General features: G+C 46.8%; 17 protein-coding genes. 10 read left to right on the top strand and 7 right to left on the bottom strand.

The window, feature by feature from the left end; all coding sequences use genetic code 11:
* Window positions 1–117: 117 nt before the first annotated feature.
* Window positions 118–1,194: a polysaccharide pyruvyl transferase CsaB gene (csaB, locus tag DXZ20_RS02455; RefSeq protein ID WP_163661412.1), complete on the bottom strand. Its 1,077-nt coding sequence runs from the start codon at window positions 1,192–1,194 to the stop codon at window positions 118–120.
* Between the two features lie 184 nt (window positions 1,195–1,378).
* Between csaB and DXZ20_RS02450 the strand changes: the two genes are divergently transcribed.
* From DXZ20_RS02450 to DXZ20_RS02435, 4 genes are read left to right on the top strand one after another with little or no spacing between them, the layout of a single operon-like run.
* Window positions 1,379–1,675 (top strand): DUF2499 domain-containing protein, encoded by a 297-nt coding sequence (locus DXZ20_RS02450; protein ID WP_163696216.1) that lies wholly within the window; start codon window positions 1,379–1,381, stop codon window positions 1,673–1,675.
* Window positions 1,668–1,964, top strand: a complete 297-nt coding sequence (locus DXZ20_RS02445; protein ID WP_163661416.1) for a DUF3593 domain-containing protein — start codon at window positions 1,668–1,670, stop codon at window positions 1,962–1,964. Before DXZ20_RS02450 ends, DXZ20_RS02445 begins: the two co-directional genes overlap by 8 nt.
* Before the next feature lie 44 nt (window positions 1,965–2,008).
* Window positions 2,009–2,686, top strand: coding sequence for a Uma2 family endonuclease (locus DXZ20_RS02440; RefSeq protein WP_163661418.1), 678 nt, complete (start codon window positions 2,009–2,011; stop codon window positions 2,684–2,686).
* Window positions 2,687–2,710: 24 nt separating this feature from the next.
* On the top strand, window positions 2,711–4,156 hold the full coding sequence (locus DXZ20_RS02435; RefSeq protein ID WP_163696215.1) for a protein adenylyltransferase SelO: 1,446 nt from the start codon (window positions 2,711–2,713) through the stop codon (window positions 4,154–4,156).
* 53 nt (window positions 4,157–4,209) lie between these two features.
* On the opposite strand, the gene hpsJ-B is transcribed toward DXZ20_RS02435, so the two are convergent.
* Together hpsJ-B and deoC are read right to left on the bottom strand one after the other, a co-directional pair.
* On the bottom strand, window positions 4,210–4,992 hold the full coding sequence (gene hpsJ-B / locus DXZ20_RS02430; RefSeq protein WP_163661422.1) for a hormogonium polysaccharide biosynthesis protein HpsJ: 783 nt from the start codon (window positions 4,990–4,992) through the stop codon (window positions 4,210–4,212).
* A 143-nt stretch (window positions 4,993–5,135) separates the two neighbouring features.
* A complete protein-coding gene (gene deoC / locus DXZ20_RS02425) occupies window positions 5,136–5,816 on the bottom strand; it encodes a deoxyribose-phosphate aldolase (RefSeq protein WP_163661424.1) in 681 nt (226 codons plus the stop codon).
* Between the two features lie 372 nt (window positions 5,817–6,188).
* On the opposite strand from deoC, the gene DXZ20_RS02420 reads away from it, so the two are divergent.
* From DXZ20_RS02420 to DXZ20_RS02405, 4 genes are all read left to right on the top strand, one after another.
* Window positions 6,189–7,133, top strand: coding sequence for a glycosyltransferase family 2 protein (locus DXZ20_RS02420; RefSeq protein ID WP_163661426.1), 945 nt, complete (start codon window positions 6,189–6,191; stop codon window positions 7,131–7,133).
* Window positions 7,134–7,275: 142 nt separating this feature from the next.
* Window positions 7,276–8,217, top strand: coding sequence for a glycosyltransferase family 2 protein (locus DXZ20_RS02415; protein WP_163696212.1), 942 nt, complete (start codon window positions 7,276–7,278; stop codon window positions 8,215–8,217).
* Window positions 8,217–8,873, top strand: a complete 657-nt coding sequence (gene hpsU, locus DXZ20_RS02410; RefSeq protein WP_250565568.1) for a hormogonium polysaccharide biosynthesis acetyltransferase HpsU — start codon at window positions 8,217–8,219, stop codon at window positions 8,871–8,873. The genes DXZ20_RS02415 and hpsU overlap by 1 nt, the downstream gene beginning before the upstream one ends.
* Before the next feature lie 47 nt (window positions 8,874–8,920).
* Window positions 8,921–9,688, top strand: coding sequence for a tryptophan-rich sensory protein (locus DXZ20_RS02405; protein ID WP_163696210.1), 768 nt, complete (start codon window positions 8,921–8,923; stop codon window positions 9,686–9,688).
* On the opposite strand, the gene ilvA is transcribed toward DXZ20_RS02405, so the two are convergent.
* Entirely contained in the window at window positions 9,667–11,178 is a 1,512-nt protein-coding gene (ilvA, locus tag DXZ20_RS02400; RefSeq protein ID WP_163661432.1) for a threonine ammonia-lyase, biosynthetic, read from the bottom strand. The genes DXZ20_RS02405 and ilvA overlap by 22 nt on opposite strands.
* Window positions 11,179–11,379: 201 nt before the next feature.
* On the opposite strand from ilvA, the gene DXZ20_RS02395 reads away from it, so the two are divergent.
* A complete protein-coding gene (locus DXZ20_RS02395; protein ID WP_163696208.1) occupies window positions 11,380–11,799 on the top strand; it encodes a hypothetical protein in 420 nt (139 codons plus the stop codon).
* A gap of 118 nt (window positions 11,800–11,917) precedes the next feature.
* Window positions 11,918–12,463, top strand: a complete 546-nt coding sequence (locus tag DXZ20_RS02390; RefSeq protein ID WP_163661435.1) for an EF-hand domain-containing protein — start codon at window positions 11,918–11,920, stop codon at window positions 12,461–12,463.
* A 95-nt stretch (window positions 12,464–12,558) separates the two neighbouring features.
* On the opposite strand, the gene grrM is transcribed toward DXZ20_RS02390, so the two are convergent.
* From grrM to DXZ20_RS02375, 3 genes are all read right to left on the bottom strand, one after another.
* A complete protein-coding gene (gene grrM, locus DXZ20_RS02385) occupies window positions 12,559–13,746 on the bottom strand; it encodes a cyclophane-forming radical SAM/SPASM peptide maturase GrrM/OscB (RefSeq protein WP_163696206.1) in 1,188 nt (395 codons plus the stop codon).
* 269 nt (window positions 13,747–14,015) lie between these two features.
* The gene (locus tag DXZ20_RS02380; protein WP_163696204.1) at window positions 14,016–14,396 is read right to left on the bottom strand and encodes a hypothetical protein; all 381 of its coding nucleotides are present in this window, start codon (window positions 14,394–14,396) and stop codon (window positions 14,016–14,018) included.
* 351 nt (window positions 14,397–14,747) lie between these two features.
* Window positions 14,748–15,509, bottom strand: a complete 762-nt coding sequence (locus DXZ20_RS02375) for a WD40 repeat domain-containing protein (protein WP_348918538.1) — start codon at window positions 15,507–15,509, stop codon at window positions 14,748–14,750.
* Window positions 15,510–15,525: the final 16 nt, after the last annotated feature.

Raw genomic sequence — 15,525 nt, 5'->3', positions numbered from 1 at the left:
GTTAACACAGAAAATTTGATTGAGCACAAGTTCCTACCAGGAATTACCAATAAATCAGTACATTCAAGGAATTTCTCAATCGTTAAAATGTATTAAAAAGTTACACGAAAGTACGTTTCATCCTACATGATCAATATCCTTAACAAGGGTTTGCGCCAATAAGGTGCTGTGTATTAAAGCACGATCAACATGGGCACGAACCTGTACATCACTTAAGCCATCACCATTGGCATAATGGTCTAACCACTGCTGAGTCATGGTGTGGGCATGGTCAGGGATGAGTGGCAACGGGTCGTTAGGGGAAAGTCCCCAGCCCGGTAGCGACAGTTCTTGCATAATCTGGGTGACCTTAGGGTCATAGCTAATGGCAAAACAGCGACAGCCCTCGGCAACGGCCATAACAACACCGTGAAACCGCATGGCAATGGCCATTTCAATCCCGCGAAAGACGCCTTTGAGCTGCACCGGATCGGCCACTTGGATAATCTTGTGGGGACCGTTCAGATGTTGGGCAATATGGGTTGCAATCGCACCATCCTTAACCGGTTGAAAGGGCAATAACACAACACAGGTTTGGGTTGCTGCCTGAAAGTCTGCAATGGCTTTTGTTAAATTTGTCAGTCGTTCCGGTGTCAGCTGAGCATGGCCCCGCAGCACAACAGCAATTCGAGGTGCAGGTAAATCCGCAAATCCTGCTAAGGGGCTAGACTTGAGTGCCCAGACAGGATCTGGGGCTAGCTGACAGTTAATTCTCCAATCGGCCAGCAGTTGGGCAGAAGCACTGTCTCGCACACTAATCCCATCACAATTCTTCAGAGCCCAGCGGGTAATCCATTGACTGCTACGTCGCTTTAAAGGCCCCATTCCCTGGCCCCAAGCAATGGTACGCAGCCCCAGCCACTGCGCCAGTATCATCAAACCACCGTAGTACAGCGGATTGATAGCACTGGTGGCATCCTGCATTAAACTGCCCCCGCCCCAAATAAATGCCTGAGAACTTTTTAGAGCCGACCACACCGCCGACAACGATTTTCTTGGCACCGCTTCAACACCATAGCGTTGAGCCGTTTCCTGGGGATTACCGGAGAGAACAATGGGGGTGACAGACGGCGGCAATAGCTGTAGCAACGTTGCTAACAGCGCCTCATCGCCGCCATTGCCCATGCCATAGTAGCCACACAACACTGCCCGCATGCACGCTGTTCCCTTAACTGTCTGCCGAATCTACTTTAGACTAGAGCTCGTGGTTATCCCAGGGCACCCACAAGGCGATGCCCAGACAGGTAGGCAATAGCCCACCTTCATTAACCATTTTGACCTGGAGCAATTAAAAGGGAATGCCCCTTATCGTTGCCCCTACCATTGACGTTCTAGATTTATGCACGCCCTCTCGATTCCTACCTGGATGGTTCATATCTCCAGCGTGATTGAATGGATCGCCGCCATTTATTTTGTCTGGCAGTTTGCTGATATCACCGGCTGGCTCGCATGGAAATGGTTATCCTTCGGCATGCTACCGGCCTTGGTCAGCGCCATGTGTGCCTGTACCTGGCATTTTTTCGATAATTCTCCCTCTCTAAGCTGGTTGGTAATTTTACAGGCCTCTATGACCGTGGTAGGTAACTGTACCGCCTGTGCTGCTGCCTGGTATATCTGGAGACAAGCCCGTGTCTAAAGAAACCTTGTTCGCGATGTCCCTATTTCCTTATCTAGGGTTTCTTTATTTTTTAACCAGGTCAAGGCAGACACCCAAGTTGGCATTAACTGGGTTCTACGTGCTGCTCATTTTCGTAGCAGTGACTATTCCAGCAGGCATCTATGCTCAGAAAGCTTACGGTTTAGAGCTTGCCAATGTGGACTGGCTCCACGGCAGTGCTGAGATTTTCCTCACACTCTCTAACATTTTTGTAGTGCTAGGCTTTAGAAACGCAGTACAGAAACTAAAAGCAAAGAAAGCTAATTGAGGTTTCTGCTAGAGATCCCAGCAACTGTGGCGTAGGTAATAACAATGTCTGCTGTTTTAACTGCCAAAAATAAGTCTAGTCTTGCAGAATGGTACCAGGCCCAGTGGGGTGACTATGTCCGCTATCGAGATAGCTTGTCCCCTGATCAGTACCGTTTATTTTTTCATCAAGGCTATCTACTCATCACCGAAATGGGCTGGGAAGGCATCACCCACGCTACAATTTGCGACTTATTCACTATCATTCTGGGTTTCTGGTTCAGTATCCATCCTGAACAAATAGCTAGTTCACTGGGTCGATGTCTTATCGAAAAAGATAAAGACACGGCTGGTGCACCTGATTTAGTCCTATACCTTGGTGATGACTATCCACGTTGGGAATCTGGTCAACCTCGCAGAATTGACTTACACCAATGGCGTGCCCCCGATTTGGTGGGCGAAATTTCAGACACGACTTTAGCGAGTGATTTAGATGAAAAGAAGCAGCTTTATGCCGCGCTTGGTATTCCTGAATATTGGGTAATCGATGTGCGAGGCATCCGTGTTTTTGCGTTTGCACTACAGTCTGATGGTAAATATCAGCTGACTGACACCTCCCAGGCATTAAAGGATTTACCCATAGCCCTTTTAGAACAGACCATTGCCAAGCTAGAAAACAACAGCAACATTACTGCCGCACAATGGTTTAACCAGCAAGTCTTAGCTTTAAGAGATACTAAATAAAGCCTACTTTTTGATCCCTTCTCTGTGACCGAGAATCCTTTTCTAAATTTGACCTATGAGCCTGCCTTAGAGGCCTTAGGCGATGACTATTATGACGTTGTTGTAGCAGCCAGCTTTCCTCAACACATTCTGCGGTTTCGCAATGATGACCTCTTACCAAGGTTGAACCTAGAGCCAGATAACGTCAGTGACTTCGACTTTATCGAAGCATTCGGGCAGTTTCAACAACGCTCACCGTTGATGGCCCTGCGCTACCACGGCTATCAGTTTGGTGACTACAACGTCGCGCTGGGTGATGGCCGTGGCTTCCTTTATGGCCAAGTGAGAGGTACCGATAAAGTACTCTATGACTTTGGCACTAAAGGTTCCGGCACCACACCTTACTCTCGCAATGGAGATGGGCGATTAACCCTCAAGGGTGGCGTTCGAGAAATCTTAGCCTCTGAGGCTCTACATGGGCTTGGAGTCAACACATCTCGATGTTTTAGCTTGGTGGAAACCGGTGAAAGCCTATGGCGCGGGGATGAACCATCACCAACTCGGTCATCAGTCATGGTGCGCTTCAGCAAATCTCACATTCGGTTTGGCACCTTTGAGCGGCTGCACTATCTGGGACGTGCTGACCTAATGTCTCCCTTACTCGATCATGTGATTGAGGTCTACTACGCCCATTTGCTGGGTATACAGGATCCACAGGAGCGCTATGGGCAGTTTTATGCCGAACTCGTGCAACGAGTGGCCCAGTTGGCAGCCCAGTGGATGTCGGTGGGCTTTTGCCATGCTGTACTCAATACCGACAACATGTCGATCACTGGGGAAAGCTTTGACTACGGTCCCTACGCTTTTATGGATGAGTTTAACCCTCGGTTTACAGCGGCCTATTTTGACTACATGGGTCGCTACAGCTATGGCAACCAGCCTCGGGTATGCGAATGGAATCTACGGATGTTGCAGAAGCCTCTGGCACTGATTATGGCTGCCGAAGATTTGGAAACTGGCCTTGCCCGCTATCGCGATCATTATTACGCTGCCTACAAACAGAAAATGCTAACCAAGTTAGGCTTTGGGGAACTGCTACCGGAACTTGGGGATGAACTGCTGCGCTTAACCCTAGAACTGTTAGAAAAAACACAGGTGAGTTATCACGACTTTTTCACGGGGCTAACGGGCCAGTTTTCCCCACAATGGTGTGAAGACCCCGAGCACATTCTACAGACGACGGTTGAAAACTCTGATGATGAAGCAGCCACACTGCTCAAGGCTTGGCGATTTCACTATCACAGTTGCCTGACCACGCTGTCGTCAGAGGAGATTACCCAGATAGGTCAATGCTTACGCCAGCACAATCCAACAACTGTGTTGCTACGACCTGAAATTGAAGCAATTTGGGAACCCATCGTTGCTGAAGATAATTGGCAACCGTTCTACGATCTAGTGGCCAAACTTCAAGACCCGTTTGGTGAAGGTTAATCGTGTAGAACCTTTCCATGGAAGGGTTCTACACGATTCATAATACCGCTGATTTAAATGGCCAGCAGACGTCTGATGCCACTGATGCCAATGCCAGCGTAACCAACAGCTAACAAAATGCTACTTAAGGCGATACGAATACTTGCCTTAGTTGCCTCCGACCGCACCCGCTTAGTCGCTTCTTCGCGACGGGTGCCAATTTCTGTTTCCAGACGCGTACGCAGTTGAGAGGCTTGACCAGAGAGAAACTCATCTAAAGATTCTGGGTTTTCCTCAAACTGACGAATTTGAGCTGCCTGCTCTGCAGTGACATTACCGCTAGCCACCAGCTGATCAATTTGTTCTGGATTATTCAATAAGCTGCTGATGCGATCGCGTTGCTGAGTCACCTCTACATTAAGACGCTGCTCCAACTGATTAGCGGCTTCAGTAGCTTCAGTGGAGACCTGGGTCAGCGCTTCCTGGCTCTGCAACCGCACATTATTCATATGCACCGGTGCCAGGACAGCAAATAGCAAACCTAGGATGCAAGCCAAGAGACAGGTCCAAAAACGCACATCTAGAAACAGGCTGCCACTACCGCGCTTACCACGGACATAGCTATCAATCCAAAAGCCAGTGAATAGTAGGGCAATACCCACTAAAGGAACGATGCCGCGATCAACTAGCTGGGTAGTCGTTGTGATTTGCCAGGTACGGTTCAGTAAATCTGGCGGTAATAGTAGCACCAGAAAATCCACTAAAGCGGCCAAAATGGTAATACCACCCACCAGCTTGAGAGCTAGAGCAGCAATGGGAGATGGCGCATTACTCGTCGATTGAGCAGAGGAAGTCATGTACGATCACGAAGTGCTACATCATAGTTAATAGTGCCCGACATAGTTACCGTTGGGGTAGATTGCCAGAAAAAAATATGCAGTTTTCTTAATTATTTAGCTTTCCTGACGTTCTTAAGTACAACACAAGAAATGCTAAATGCCTAGCCAGCGCCCTGAGATTTCGTGGCCCGCTGCCGCAAAATATCGGGACCGCGCGATGTGCCCAGGCGAGTAGCCCCTGATTCAATCAGCATGAGTGCCTGATCAGGGGTACGAATACCACCAGAGGCTTTGATGCCAACTCGACCACGGCTGACGTCTTTGAGCAAGCGAACGTCTTCTACAGTCGCTCCACCATGCCAGCCAGTACTAGTTTTAAGGAAGCTAACGCCCGCATCCATACAGACATCGGCTGTCGTTCTTTTCTCAGCTTCGTCCAACAGCGCCATTTCCAAAATGGCTTTTACACACTGCCCCGTAGCTTCCACAATCTGGGCTAATTCTGCATGTAGCCGTTCTAGTTGACCCGATTTGACCCAGCCCAGGTTAATCACCACATCCAGTTCAGTTGCGCCATTTTCCGTCGCTTCTTGGGCAGCAAACAACTTGCTAGCTGACGTCTCTGCTCCGGTCGGAAAACCAATCACGGTACTCACAGGAATAGAACTCTCATGCAGGTTCTCAACCGCCCGTTGAACATGCACTGGATAGACACAGACACTGGCAAACCCAAAGCGTTGAGCTTCTGCACACCAGTGATCGACATGCTCTAAGGTGGCAGTGGGCACCAATAGGGAATGGTCGATGTAGGGGGCAATATCAATATCAATAGAGGTGTTCATGGCTCAGCAAAAAATGGAAAATCGAGTAAATAGCCGATTAGAGAAGGCTTTATACGTTTGAAGAATAGATAAACAGAACTTGATAGCTGAGACTCAATTACGTAACTTCAGTAAAGTTTAATGAGTACATTCACAATAAAGCGGGAATTTTGATCAGAGCTAGATGGCTCAACTATTATTAAACAAGAGATTCATTAAAGGCTTGCAAGCCTACATTATGGCTCTTTAAAGCCTGTCTGCATCGATTCTCACCATCGATTTGTAATCCAAACAACTGCATAGTTTAAGCGGTAGGCAGTTTGTGCCTGACATTTGTGCCTGACATAGTCTTACTCCTTATTTCAGTACATTTCCTTTTTATTCAAGATTTTTATGGCTGAGCTATCTATTTCCGCCATTATTTGCACCCATAATCGTGATCAATACTTGGCAGCAGCCATCGATAGTTTGTTGACTCAGACGCTACCTGATATCGAAGTCATCGTAGTTGACAATGCTTCGACCGACACCACAGCAGAAATCGTTCAGATGCGACTGTCGGACCCTCGATTGCGCTACGTGTATGAGCCCACATTGGGACTGTCTACCGCCCGTAATACCGGGGCAAACGCTGCTAACGGGGATATTGTGGCTTACCTTGATGATGATGCGGTTGCCAGTTCTCAGTGGTTAGCATCCCTGCTAGAGGTGTATGAGAAAAATAGTAAGGTTGCGATCGCAGGTGGCAAAGTCACCCTCCTCTGGCCCCCCGACGTGGTTCATCCCCCCGCCTGGCTGTCAGACGATTTAGCCAGTGGCTTAGGGGCCTATGATTTAGGCGATCAGGTACGTTACATCAAAAACCCGAGTCTGACCCCCCGAGGTCTCAACTACTCCCTGCGCAAAACCTTCTTAGATTCCGTTGGTGGCTTTGACGTCAACCTTGGTCGGGTTGGCAAAAATCTGCTTTCCAACGAAGAATTACACATGACTCAGTTAGCGCTTAGAAATGGCTGGGATGTTGTATATGTTCCTGATGCGCTGGCTGCTCACAATGTATCCCCCGCTAGACTTAAGCCAGGCTGGTTCCTAAGCCGTAGCTGGTGGCAAGGCATTAGCGAATGCTACCGTGAGCAAGTATCAGGGCGCGCTGGTGTAGCTCAATTACGATGGGGTGGGGAACGCCTTGTGCGCGGTGTTTACAAGACCGTCAAATACGTTAACGACCCAGCACAACGGTTTGAGAATTTGACCTATGCCTATGGTCAGCTGGGCTATTTGGGCAGTGTTTTGCGATACCTAATCAGACCCTACAAACCTGCTAAGTCATCCGCCTAGCTTGGCACCATAATTAGTTAGATGTTAGTTAGATAAAAACCTTACTTCAGGATTTCGATAGCGTAGGTCATACGTAGATTAGGAACTCAATCGCTCAGGTTTTAATCAACCATCTACCGTTCATTTAGATTTCCATTTACCCATGAGTGCTGCCACCAAAATCCCTGTTTCTGTACTGATTCCTGCCAAAAATGAGGAAGCCAATCTACCTGCTTGTTTAGAAAGCGTCGCCCAGGCAGATGAAGTATTTGTGGTGGACTCCCACAGTGACGATCGCTCTGTTGAGATTTCAGAATCCTACGGTGCCCATGTGGTTCAGTTTGATTTCAATGGACGCTGGCCAAAGAAAAAAAATTGGTCCTTAGACCATCTCCCCTTCCGTAACGAGTGGGTACTCATCGTAGACTGCGACGAACGCATCACCCCAGAACTTTGGGCAGAGATGGCAGAGGTGATTACAGAGAACACACTAGATGGCTGCTACCTCAATCGCCGGGTTTATTTTTTGGGTAAATGGATTCGCCACGGTGGTAAATATCCTGACTGGAACATGCGCTTTTTTCGCCATGCTAAAGGTCGCTATGAAAATCTAAACACCGAGGAAATTCAAAATACCGGTGATAACGAAGTGCATGAGCATGTGGTTATTGAAAATGGCAATGTAGGCTATCTCAAAAACGACATGCTCCACATCGACTTCCGTGATCTGTTCCACTGGTTGGCCCGCCACAACCGTTATTCCAACTGGGAAGCACGGGTGTATTACAACTTACTCACTGGCATGGGCGACGACGGTACCATTGGGGCCAATCTCTTTGGAGATTCTGTTCAGCGCAAGCGATTTCTCAAGAAAATTTGGGTGCGCTTACCCTTCAAGCCATTTCTACGCTTTGTACTGTTTTACTTTATTCGCCTTGGTTTTCTCGATGGCTATCCCGGCTACATCTATGGCCGGTTGCTCAGCCAATATGAATACCAGATTGGTGTCAAACTCTACGAACTTAGATTTGGTGGCAGCCTGAACATCTCTGAGCAAAAAGAACCCAACGAAAACCCTCAAGCTGCTTTATTAGGTGATGCTTGATGGCTGATGGTATGCCCCAAACCTCCCCCCAGACATCTCATGACCCCCTGTCTGCCCCCTCTAGCCCCCCTGAGCCTGACTTTGGTCCCCCATCCTTGGTGGATTTGAGGCGTTATTATCAGCCGGGCTTCGAAGTGGGTCGTCCGAAGTGGGTCGTCATGGTGTGGTGGCTCGTCCAAGCCGTTGTGTTTCCCCTCACCCTGCACACGGCCCATGGGCCACGGTGTGCCCTACTACGGCTGTTCGGGGCAAAAATTGGCAAAGATGTAGTTATTCGTCCATCCGCTCGATTTACCTATCCCTGGAAAGTGGAAATTGGCGACTATAGCTGGGTGGGGGAAGACGTTACCTTCTATAGCTTGGCTCCTATTCGCCTCGGGCAGCACTGTGTTGTCTCGCAAAAGTCCTATTTGTGCACCGGTAGCCATGACCCTAGCGATCCCTGCTTTGCCTTAATGACGGCTCCCATTGTGATTGAAAATGGAGCCTGGGTAGCGACGGATTGCTTTATCGCACCGGGGGTCAAGATTGGCGCTAATGCCCTGATCGGGGCCCGTAGCAGTGTCTTTAAAGACATGCCGGCCCAACATATTTGTGTTGGATCACCCTGTCGACCTCAAAAAGTACGTGTCATTACGTCTGACGTACCTGGCTAACATTGTTGGGAAACGTCACAATAACTGAGTAATCTGCAGGCAGAAAGATGGGGTTGATTGGAGATAGGACATTAGCGATCGCAACCTGGGTAGCTATCCTTGGCACCCTGGCCGTCAATACCCTATCCAATTTTTTCCCCATTGATGGCAACACCGTTGCCGACCTGGCCAATGGCCCCCTTGGCGGCGTTCTCATTACCCCCGCCAACTATGCCTTTATTATCTGGGGGGTAATTTACGTCGGTCTGATTGCCTATGCCTGGTATCAGTCTCGGCGTAAATATCGAAGTCAATTGTTGATCCAACGCATCAACTACTGTTTGATCACAGCCTGTGTAGCTCAGATGGCCTGGATTTACTTATTTACACTACAGCTCTACTGGCTGTCAGTGGTGGCCATGGTGATTATTTTATCGGCTCTCATTGCCGCCTACAGCGAACTGGAAGAGGGCCAGCACCAGGTCAGTAGTCGCCGTAAACGTTGGGTCAATGGACCGATTAGCATTTACTTAGCCTGGATTTCAGTAGCAACGGTGGTGAATGTAGCATCGGCTCTTTATGCATCCGGCTTACCAGAACTGGGGCTGTCCGGTGCCGTTTGGACAGCCATCATGATTGTGGTGGCTAATTTAATCGCAGCTATAGCCCTGGTGCAACGGGGAGATCTCCCCTTTACCCTGGTTTTCATCTGGGCAAATGTAGCCATTGCCCAGCGGCATCACACCATTCCCACCATTTGGGTGCCGGCGTTAGTCATGAGCGTTGCCCTAGTGGGTCTCTTGGCCTATCGCCGCTATCCCAAAAAGAGCTGGTAGGCAGGGTTATCGTTTTCTTCCCAGTAGCGATAGCCTAGGGTTTCTAAAAACGCCTGCCATTCATTCATTTCTTCCGGTGGCACCTGCATACCGACCACGATGCGGCCATAGTCTGAGCCGTTGTTGCGGTAATGGAACAGACTAATATTCCAATTGGGGCTCATGGAGCTGACAAACTTCATCAGGGCACCGGGGCGCTCAGGAAACTCAAACCGGTAAAGGCGTTCGTTTTTGGCCAGGTTAGAGTGCCCACCCACCATATGGCGCAGGTGCATTTTGGTGAGTTCATCATCGGTGAGGTCCAGGGTTTTAAAGCCGTTGGCCTCAAACCGTTCTTTCATGGCAATGGCGTCGTTGCGATCGCAAATCTGCAAACCGACAAAGATATGGGCCTCAGTATTATCAGCAATGCGATAGTTAAATTCCGTTAGATTGCGTTTGCCAATGTGATCGCAAAAGCGTTTTAGACTGCCTGACTGCTCAGGAATGGTGACCGCAAAAATCGCCTCCCGCTGTTCTCCCAACTCTGCCCGTTCAGCCACAAACCGCAGCCGGTCAAAATTCATGTTGGCACCACAGGCCACCGCCACCAGGGTTTCATCTTTAATGCCGGTTTGTTTCACATAGGCCTTAGCCCCTGCAATGGCCAACGCTCCCGCTGGTTCCACAATCGAGCGTGTATCTTCAAACACATCTTTAATGGCAGCACAGGTATCATCAGTGCCCACCCGGATAATGTCATCCACATATTGCTGACAGAGCCAGAAGGTTTCTTCCCCCACCTGGCTAACGGCTACACCATCCGCAAACAGGCCCACTTGGGAAAGCTTGACCCGCTGCCCCAGCTTTAGGGATTGGTACATGGCGTCGGCATCCTTGGGCTCGACGCCGATGATTTTAATTTCCGGTCGCAACCGTTTTACATAGGCCGCAATGCCGGAAATCAGACCGCCACCCCCAATGGCGACAAAAATGGCATGGATGGGCTGCTGGTACTGACGCAAAATTTCCATGCCAATGGTGCCCTGCCCGGCAATCACATCCGGATCATCGAAGGGATGGATAAAGGTCATTCCTTTTTCCGCTTCTAACTGGCGGGCATGGATATAGGCATCGTCAAAGGTTTCACCATGGAGAACAACCTCACCGCCACGGGTTTTAACTGCATCAACCTTCACATCTGGCGTGGTTTCAGGCATGACGATAATGGCACGGGTGCATAGACGTCGAGCCCCCAAGGCCACCCCCTGGGCATGGTTTCCAGCTGAGGCAGCAATCACCCCACGGGCTAGCTTATCCGGTGGCAGCTGGGCCATTTTGTTGTATGCCCCCCGCAATTTAAAGGAAAAGACTGACTGCATGTCTTCTCGCTTGAGCAGTAGCTGATTACTCAGACGCTTAGATAAATTGGGAGCCAGTTCTAGGGCCGTTTCTTGAGCAACGTCATAGACACGGGCATTGAGAATACGTTTGAGATAGTCAGCGTGCATGGGCGGAGGGGAATGGGAGGTGCTTTAGATTACATGTCCTAATGAAAATATACAGCCCCACCTCCCAGTAGATTGGCTCGATTGCCTTGCGAAATTCCTTGGAAACGTCATGAAGCTACCGTTGGGTCTTGTTCTGTAGCAGGGTGCATCTTTTTCTCAGTTCTCAGGTTATGGATAGAAGATAGGTAGATGCGCTCTTTAATGCGAAAACTTTTTGTGGGCATTGCGATCGCAACCAGCGCCAGCATCCACGGTTTGATGCTCCTGGGCTCCAGCCTGATTTGGGCCGTCATTTACCTGTCCTTAGTGCAGGTTGAATACGACCGATTATCCGATCCCACAGGGAAGTACGAAGCAGTCATCACGTACCCCAAGCTCTATCACTTTCTTCCAGCGATGCCCGGACAAGGCAGTGACATCAGCGGCAGCATCGCTATCTACGATCGCGGGGGTAATTTTTATGGGGGCGACTCGCTGGACTTTGTGCGGGATGGCTATGGCGTCGAGTGGACGGAAACCGGCGCATCGTTACAGTTTGTCGGCGAGTGGGATTTTGCAGCTGGCACCTATGCTTACTGGTCAGATGATGGAGAGCGGGTTGTTGAGCAGGTACGAGAGTAAAGCATTTTATAGCTAACGATTTTTGGGTAATGAATGATTTATGATTCTCGTACCAATGCTACGGTTCTTGGATTAACACGCAATCACTCACCCATCTACTAGGAGATTTATAGACACTATGTTGACAGAGCTGCAAAACCGCAAACTCCTGAAGCTGTTCTGTATGTATGATTGCGATCGCGATGGGTTCTTAGTTTGCAAAGATTTTGAAAATATCGCCACCAAGCTAGCAAAAGTTAAAAATCTAGGTGCCCGTTCGCCTAAGGTATTAGCCCTCAAAGAACGCTTTCTTCAGGCCTGGAAGTCTCTATTAAGTGGTGCTGATAGTAATAGTGATAAGAAAATCAGCTTGCAGGAGTGGCTCACCTATTACGATGATGTTCTAGGTAACAAAGACCGATACTTTAAAGAAGTTCAATCCTTAATGAAGCTGATTTTTGAAGTGTTTGATACCAATGGCGACGGTCAGCTGTGCACAGAAGAGTGGGCCGAGCTTTTTCAAGTATACAATGTCCATCCTGCCTACGCTCCCCTTGCTTTTGAGCAATTGGATATGAACGGCGACGGTTTTCTCAGCAAGGACGAAATCTTAGTTTTAATTGACGATTTCTTCTGCGGCGATGATCCCACTTCAGTGGCAAATTCCATGTTTGGGCCTTATTGATCACCTTCATTTCCAGACTCTTCTTAATGCGAAGAGTCTGGAAAAATATCTAAAGAGAGCGCAAATTTTACACATCTTATGAGCTAATGAAACCTTTATTCGACTTTTAGCAAAGCTTCTAAATTAGTCAGCATGGTATCAACAACTGCCTGCTGATGAAGACAGCAGTTCATGGTTTCAGTGGATTGAAAAGCTCCATTTTCGTAGTATTTGTTACTAGGAGCCCCACCACCACAGAAGCCAAAGTACTGACAGCTTTGACGACATTGCTCAACCCCTATTGATATAGCTTCGTAAAGCCTCTGAAACTTTTCTGTATTACAGACGGACTCAAAGGTGTCGTACTTCAGATTTCCTAATATGAAATCTCCGTATTCCGGAGATGGCATAGATAGTAATTCAGGAGAAAACGTAGAAAAGTTACCTTTGGTATCAATGCTCACAATCTCAAAGGGAGTGGCCTGATCATTGCGATGTATTCTTTTATTATGATATATGAAGCTACCTACCTTTTCAAATTCTCTTAAGCTAATGCTAGGATCAATATTAGCTTTGGTTAACTCCCAACAACGTTGTAGGAATTTGCGAAATCGCTCAGTTGTCCCTTCTTGCTGTAAAGAAGAAGCTCGATGAATTCCTTCTATCTCTTCTACGTTGAAGCCTACATAAGAAATCTTGTGGTCTAAAAAAAACTGAAATATCTCATCTGGATAATCTAATGAATCCTGGGTGAGAACCGTAATGACTCTAAAAGGAATCTGATTCTGTTGCAGTAAACGGATACCTCGTAATGTTGCTGCATAACTACCGTTACCTGTCCTGGTTTTACGGTGTCGATCATGAAGAAAAGCTGGGCCATCAATACTGACACCTACAGAGACTTTATATTTTATGAAGAAATCACACCATTTTTGGTTAATCAGAGTCGCATTTGTTTGCAGGGTTTGCCGAATTTTATAGCCCTGGCTATTATATTTCCTACTTAGTCGATCAATAATCAAAAAGAACTTCTCATAAAGTGATTTTGGAATTGCTAAGGGCTCACCTGCATGCCAAGAAATTGAGATGTCATCTCTAAAGAAAGAGCTTGTGAATATTTTAGTAAAAATCACTTCGATAATGTCTGGAGAGATTTTCTCCTTTACAGTGCGATTAGGCAAATAGCAATAATCACAATCAAGATTGCAAAATGAGGTTGCTTGAATAACTATTAACTTAAAAGAAAATATATTTCTACTAGTGATAGTATTTGTAGGGTGATTAGAGAGAGCAGCTTGAGACATTGGTATGAAATGTATATTTTCAAAATAAAAAAAATTACACTAGAAGAGAAACCTAGAAGAGAAATTGATTTTCATGTAGACTTAACTTAAATCACTAAATCAAACATGAGTTATCTAGTAGTCTAAAACTTTCAGCAGGTCTCTTCTAATAAAGTTCCTACAGTTATTTATATTTATTCCAATTGCTCAAATCATCATTACTCTAATTGCATCGCTCAGTTTCCAGTGCTGAAGTATCAACGCTTGTAGCACGCCTTAGTCAGTACACTTTATTCATCTCTATCTTGGGGATTAGGAGGAGGAGTTGATGTGTCGATCCAATTATTCCAATTACTCCAATCATTCCAATCATTCCAATCCAACAAATTACCATCATCGTCATCATCCCCAACGCATTGCATCGTATCAGAAGAATTGTCCAAGTCAGTGCATCTAGGTCGTCTATCTTTGGGACTAAGAGCTTTGTTTTTTTCATCACTTTGTAGCCGCTCATGCAACACTTTGGATAGTTCTATAGCTCTTTCTTCAATAGACAAAGTTAATTGAGGCCGACTTTTATTCTCAAAATCAGCTTGAGCTTGAGCAGGTTGTAATGCGGCTAGAAATAGCAGTAGCCCTATGATGCCGGTAAAATCTTTCTGATCGCGCATAATTTTAATGGATTCTCAAGAGGAAACAAAGGCTAGCTAATACGATATATTTATGCGTAGTAGTTTCTTAAATACAAAAAAGATATATGACGATATATATCCGTTCAATAAGAACTCATGCTACCTTTGATTGAAAAGTTTTATTGAACCATGATTTCCATTTACGTTGAATCGTATCCAACATTTATGGAAAGTTAGTCTGTAACTTAAGAAAAATACAAATACCAGATGTATTGGAGCTAAGATGACCGTTGTTCAATTTTCCTCAGGTAGGTGAGTATTCCTTTTGATTTTGCTCAGAGGCAATCCACCTTTGGCTGAGTAGAGTCGAATATTAGAGCATTAGAATTATTAATCGTCACGGAGCGCCTCTATCACTTCAGAAGTGAAGGGGTTGTCGCCTTTTTCTAAAGCATCAATCCAGGCTTGGCGTTGGACTTTGATTTTTTCATCAGAAGTCCATTCAACAAAGACTTTGAAGTCAGCAATAGCTCCTTGGGCATCACCTGTGAGGGCACGGGCTAGTCCACGGCTATCAATAAAACCACCGTGATAGGATGCTAAGTCAACCGATTTTTCGCAAGCAAACATTACTTCAGTAGCATATCCTTGTAAACTGCCAATCCAACAGAGCTCATTCCAGGAGCTATAAATTTCATCAACGGTTGCATCAATTGTTTGTTTCAGTGGGGGATTGAGACTTTGCACAACTTTGAAGTGATTAATAGCAGTTTCAATATCGCCAGTTTTAATCAGTTGGATACCTTCTTCGAAAGCCATGATTTTAGCTGCACGGTCTTTGGGGTTAAACTCTAGATGATTGTCCCATTCTAGGGCTTGCTCATACCAATTTATAGCACCATTTATATTCTTACTTCGGGCTAAGTTATCAGCGTTACCTATAAGTTTATCAACAGCCTCTTGCGTCCAGGCAGGATTATGAGCTTGACAAGAGTCTAATTCCACTAATAGTTCAGGTGATTGATTAACAAAATAGCTGCCTAACCATTCACAACCTCTAGTAATCAAATTTTCAACCTGAAAGTCCCATAGTTTGATAGTGTTGTCTCTGCTAGCAGAGGCAAGAGTGTCACCATTGGAATTGAACACAATGCTCTCAACCTGATCG

It is taken from the genome of Adonisia turfae CCMR0081 (assembly GCF_011009555.1).
In the GTDB taxonomy this organism is placed as follows: Bacteria; Cyanobacteriota; Cyanobacteriia; order Phormidesmidales; family Phormidesmidaceae; genus Leptothoe; species Leptothoe turfae.
The sequence above is the reverse complement of the archived record's forward strand: the minus strand, read 5'-3'. Positions and strand labels throughout refer to the sequence as shown.

What these genes read in the sequence shown, in the direction of transcription:
- DXZ20_RS02395 (WP_163696208.1), top strand. Translation starts at nt 11,380, where the DNA reads ATGCGAAAACTTTTTGTGGGCATTGCGATCGCAACCAGCGCCAGCATC.
- DXZ20_RS02380 (WP_163696204.1), bottom strand. Translation starts at nt 14,396, where the DNA reads ATGCGCGATCAGAAAGATTTTACCGGCATCATAGGGCTACTGCTATTT.
- DXZ20_RS02390 (WP_163661435.1), top strand. Translation starts at nt 11,918, where the DNA reads ATGTTGACAGAGCTGCAAAACCGCAAACTCCTGAAGCTGTTCTGTATG.
- DXZ20_RS02405 (WP_163696210.1), top strand. Translation starts at nt 8,921, where the DNA reads ATGGGGTTGATTGGAGATAGGACATTAGCGATCGCAACCTGGGTAGCT.
- hpsJ-B (WP_163661422.1), bottom strand. Translation starts at nt 4,992, where the DNA reads ATGACTTCCTCTGCTCAATCGACGAGTAATGCGCCATCTCCCATTGCT.
- DXZ20_RS02450 (WP_163696216.1), top strand. Translation starts at nt 1,379, where the DNA reads ATGCACGCCCTCTCGATTCCTACCTGGATGGTTCATATCTCCAGCGTG.
- deoC (WP_163661424.1), bottom strand. Translation starts at nt 5,816, where the DNA reads ATGAACACCTCTATTGATATTGATATTGCCCCCTACATCGACCATTCC.
- DXZ20_RS02420 (WP_163661426.1), top strand. Translation starts at nt 6,189, where the DNA reads ATGGCTGAGCTATCTATTTCCGCCATTATTTGCACCCATAATCGTGAT.
- grrM (WP_163696206.1), bottom strand. Translation starts at nt 13,746, where the DNA reads ATGTCTCAAGCTGCTCTCTCTAATCACCCTACAAATACTATCACTAGT.
- DXZ20_RS02415 (WP_163696212.1), top strand. Translation starts at nt 7,276, where the DNA reads ATGAGTGCTGCCACCAAAATCCCTGTTTCTGTACTGATTCCTGCCAAA.
- DXZ20_RS02440 (WP_163661418.1), top strand. Translation starts at nt 2,009, where the DNA reads ATGTCTGCTGTTTTAACTGCCAAAAATAAGTCTAGTCTTGCAGAATGG.
- ilvA (WP_163661432.1), bottom strand. Translation starts at nt 11,178, where the DNA reads ATGCACGCTGACTATCTCAAACGTATTCTCAATGCCCGTGTCTATGAC.
- csaB (WP_163661412.1), bottom strand. Translation starts at nt 1,194, where the DNA reads ATGCGGGCAGTGTTGTGTGGCTACTATGGCATGGGCAATGGCGGCGAT.
- hpsU (WP_250565568.1), top strand. Translation starts at nt 8,217, where the DNA reads ATGGCTGATGGTATGCCCCAAACCTCCCCCCAGACATCTCATGACCCC.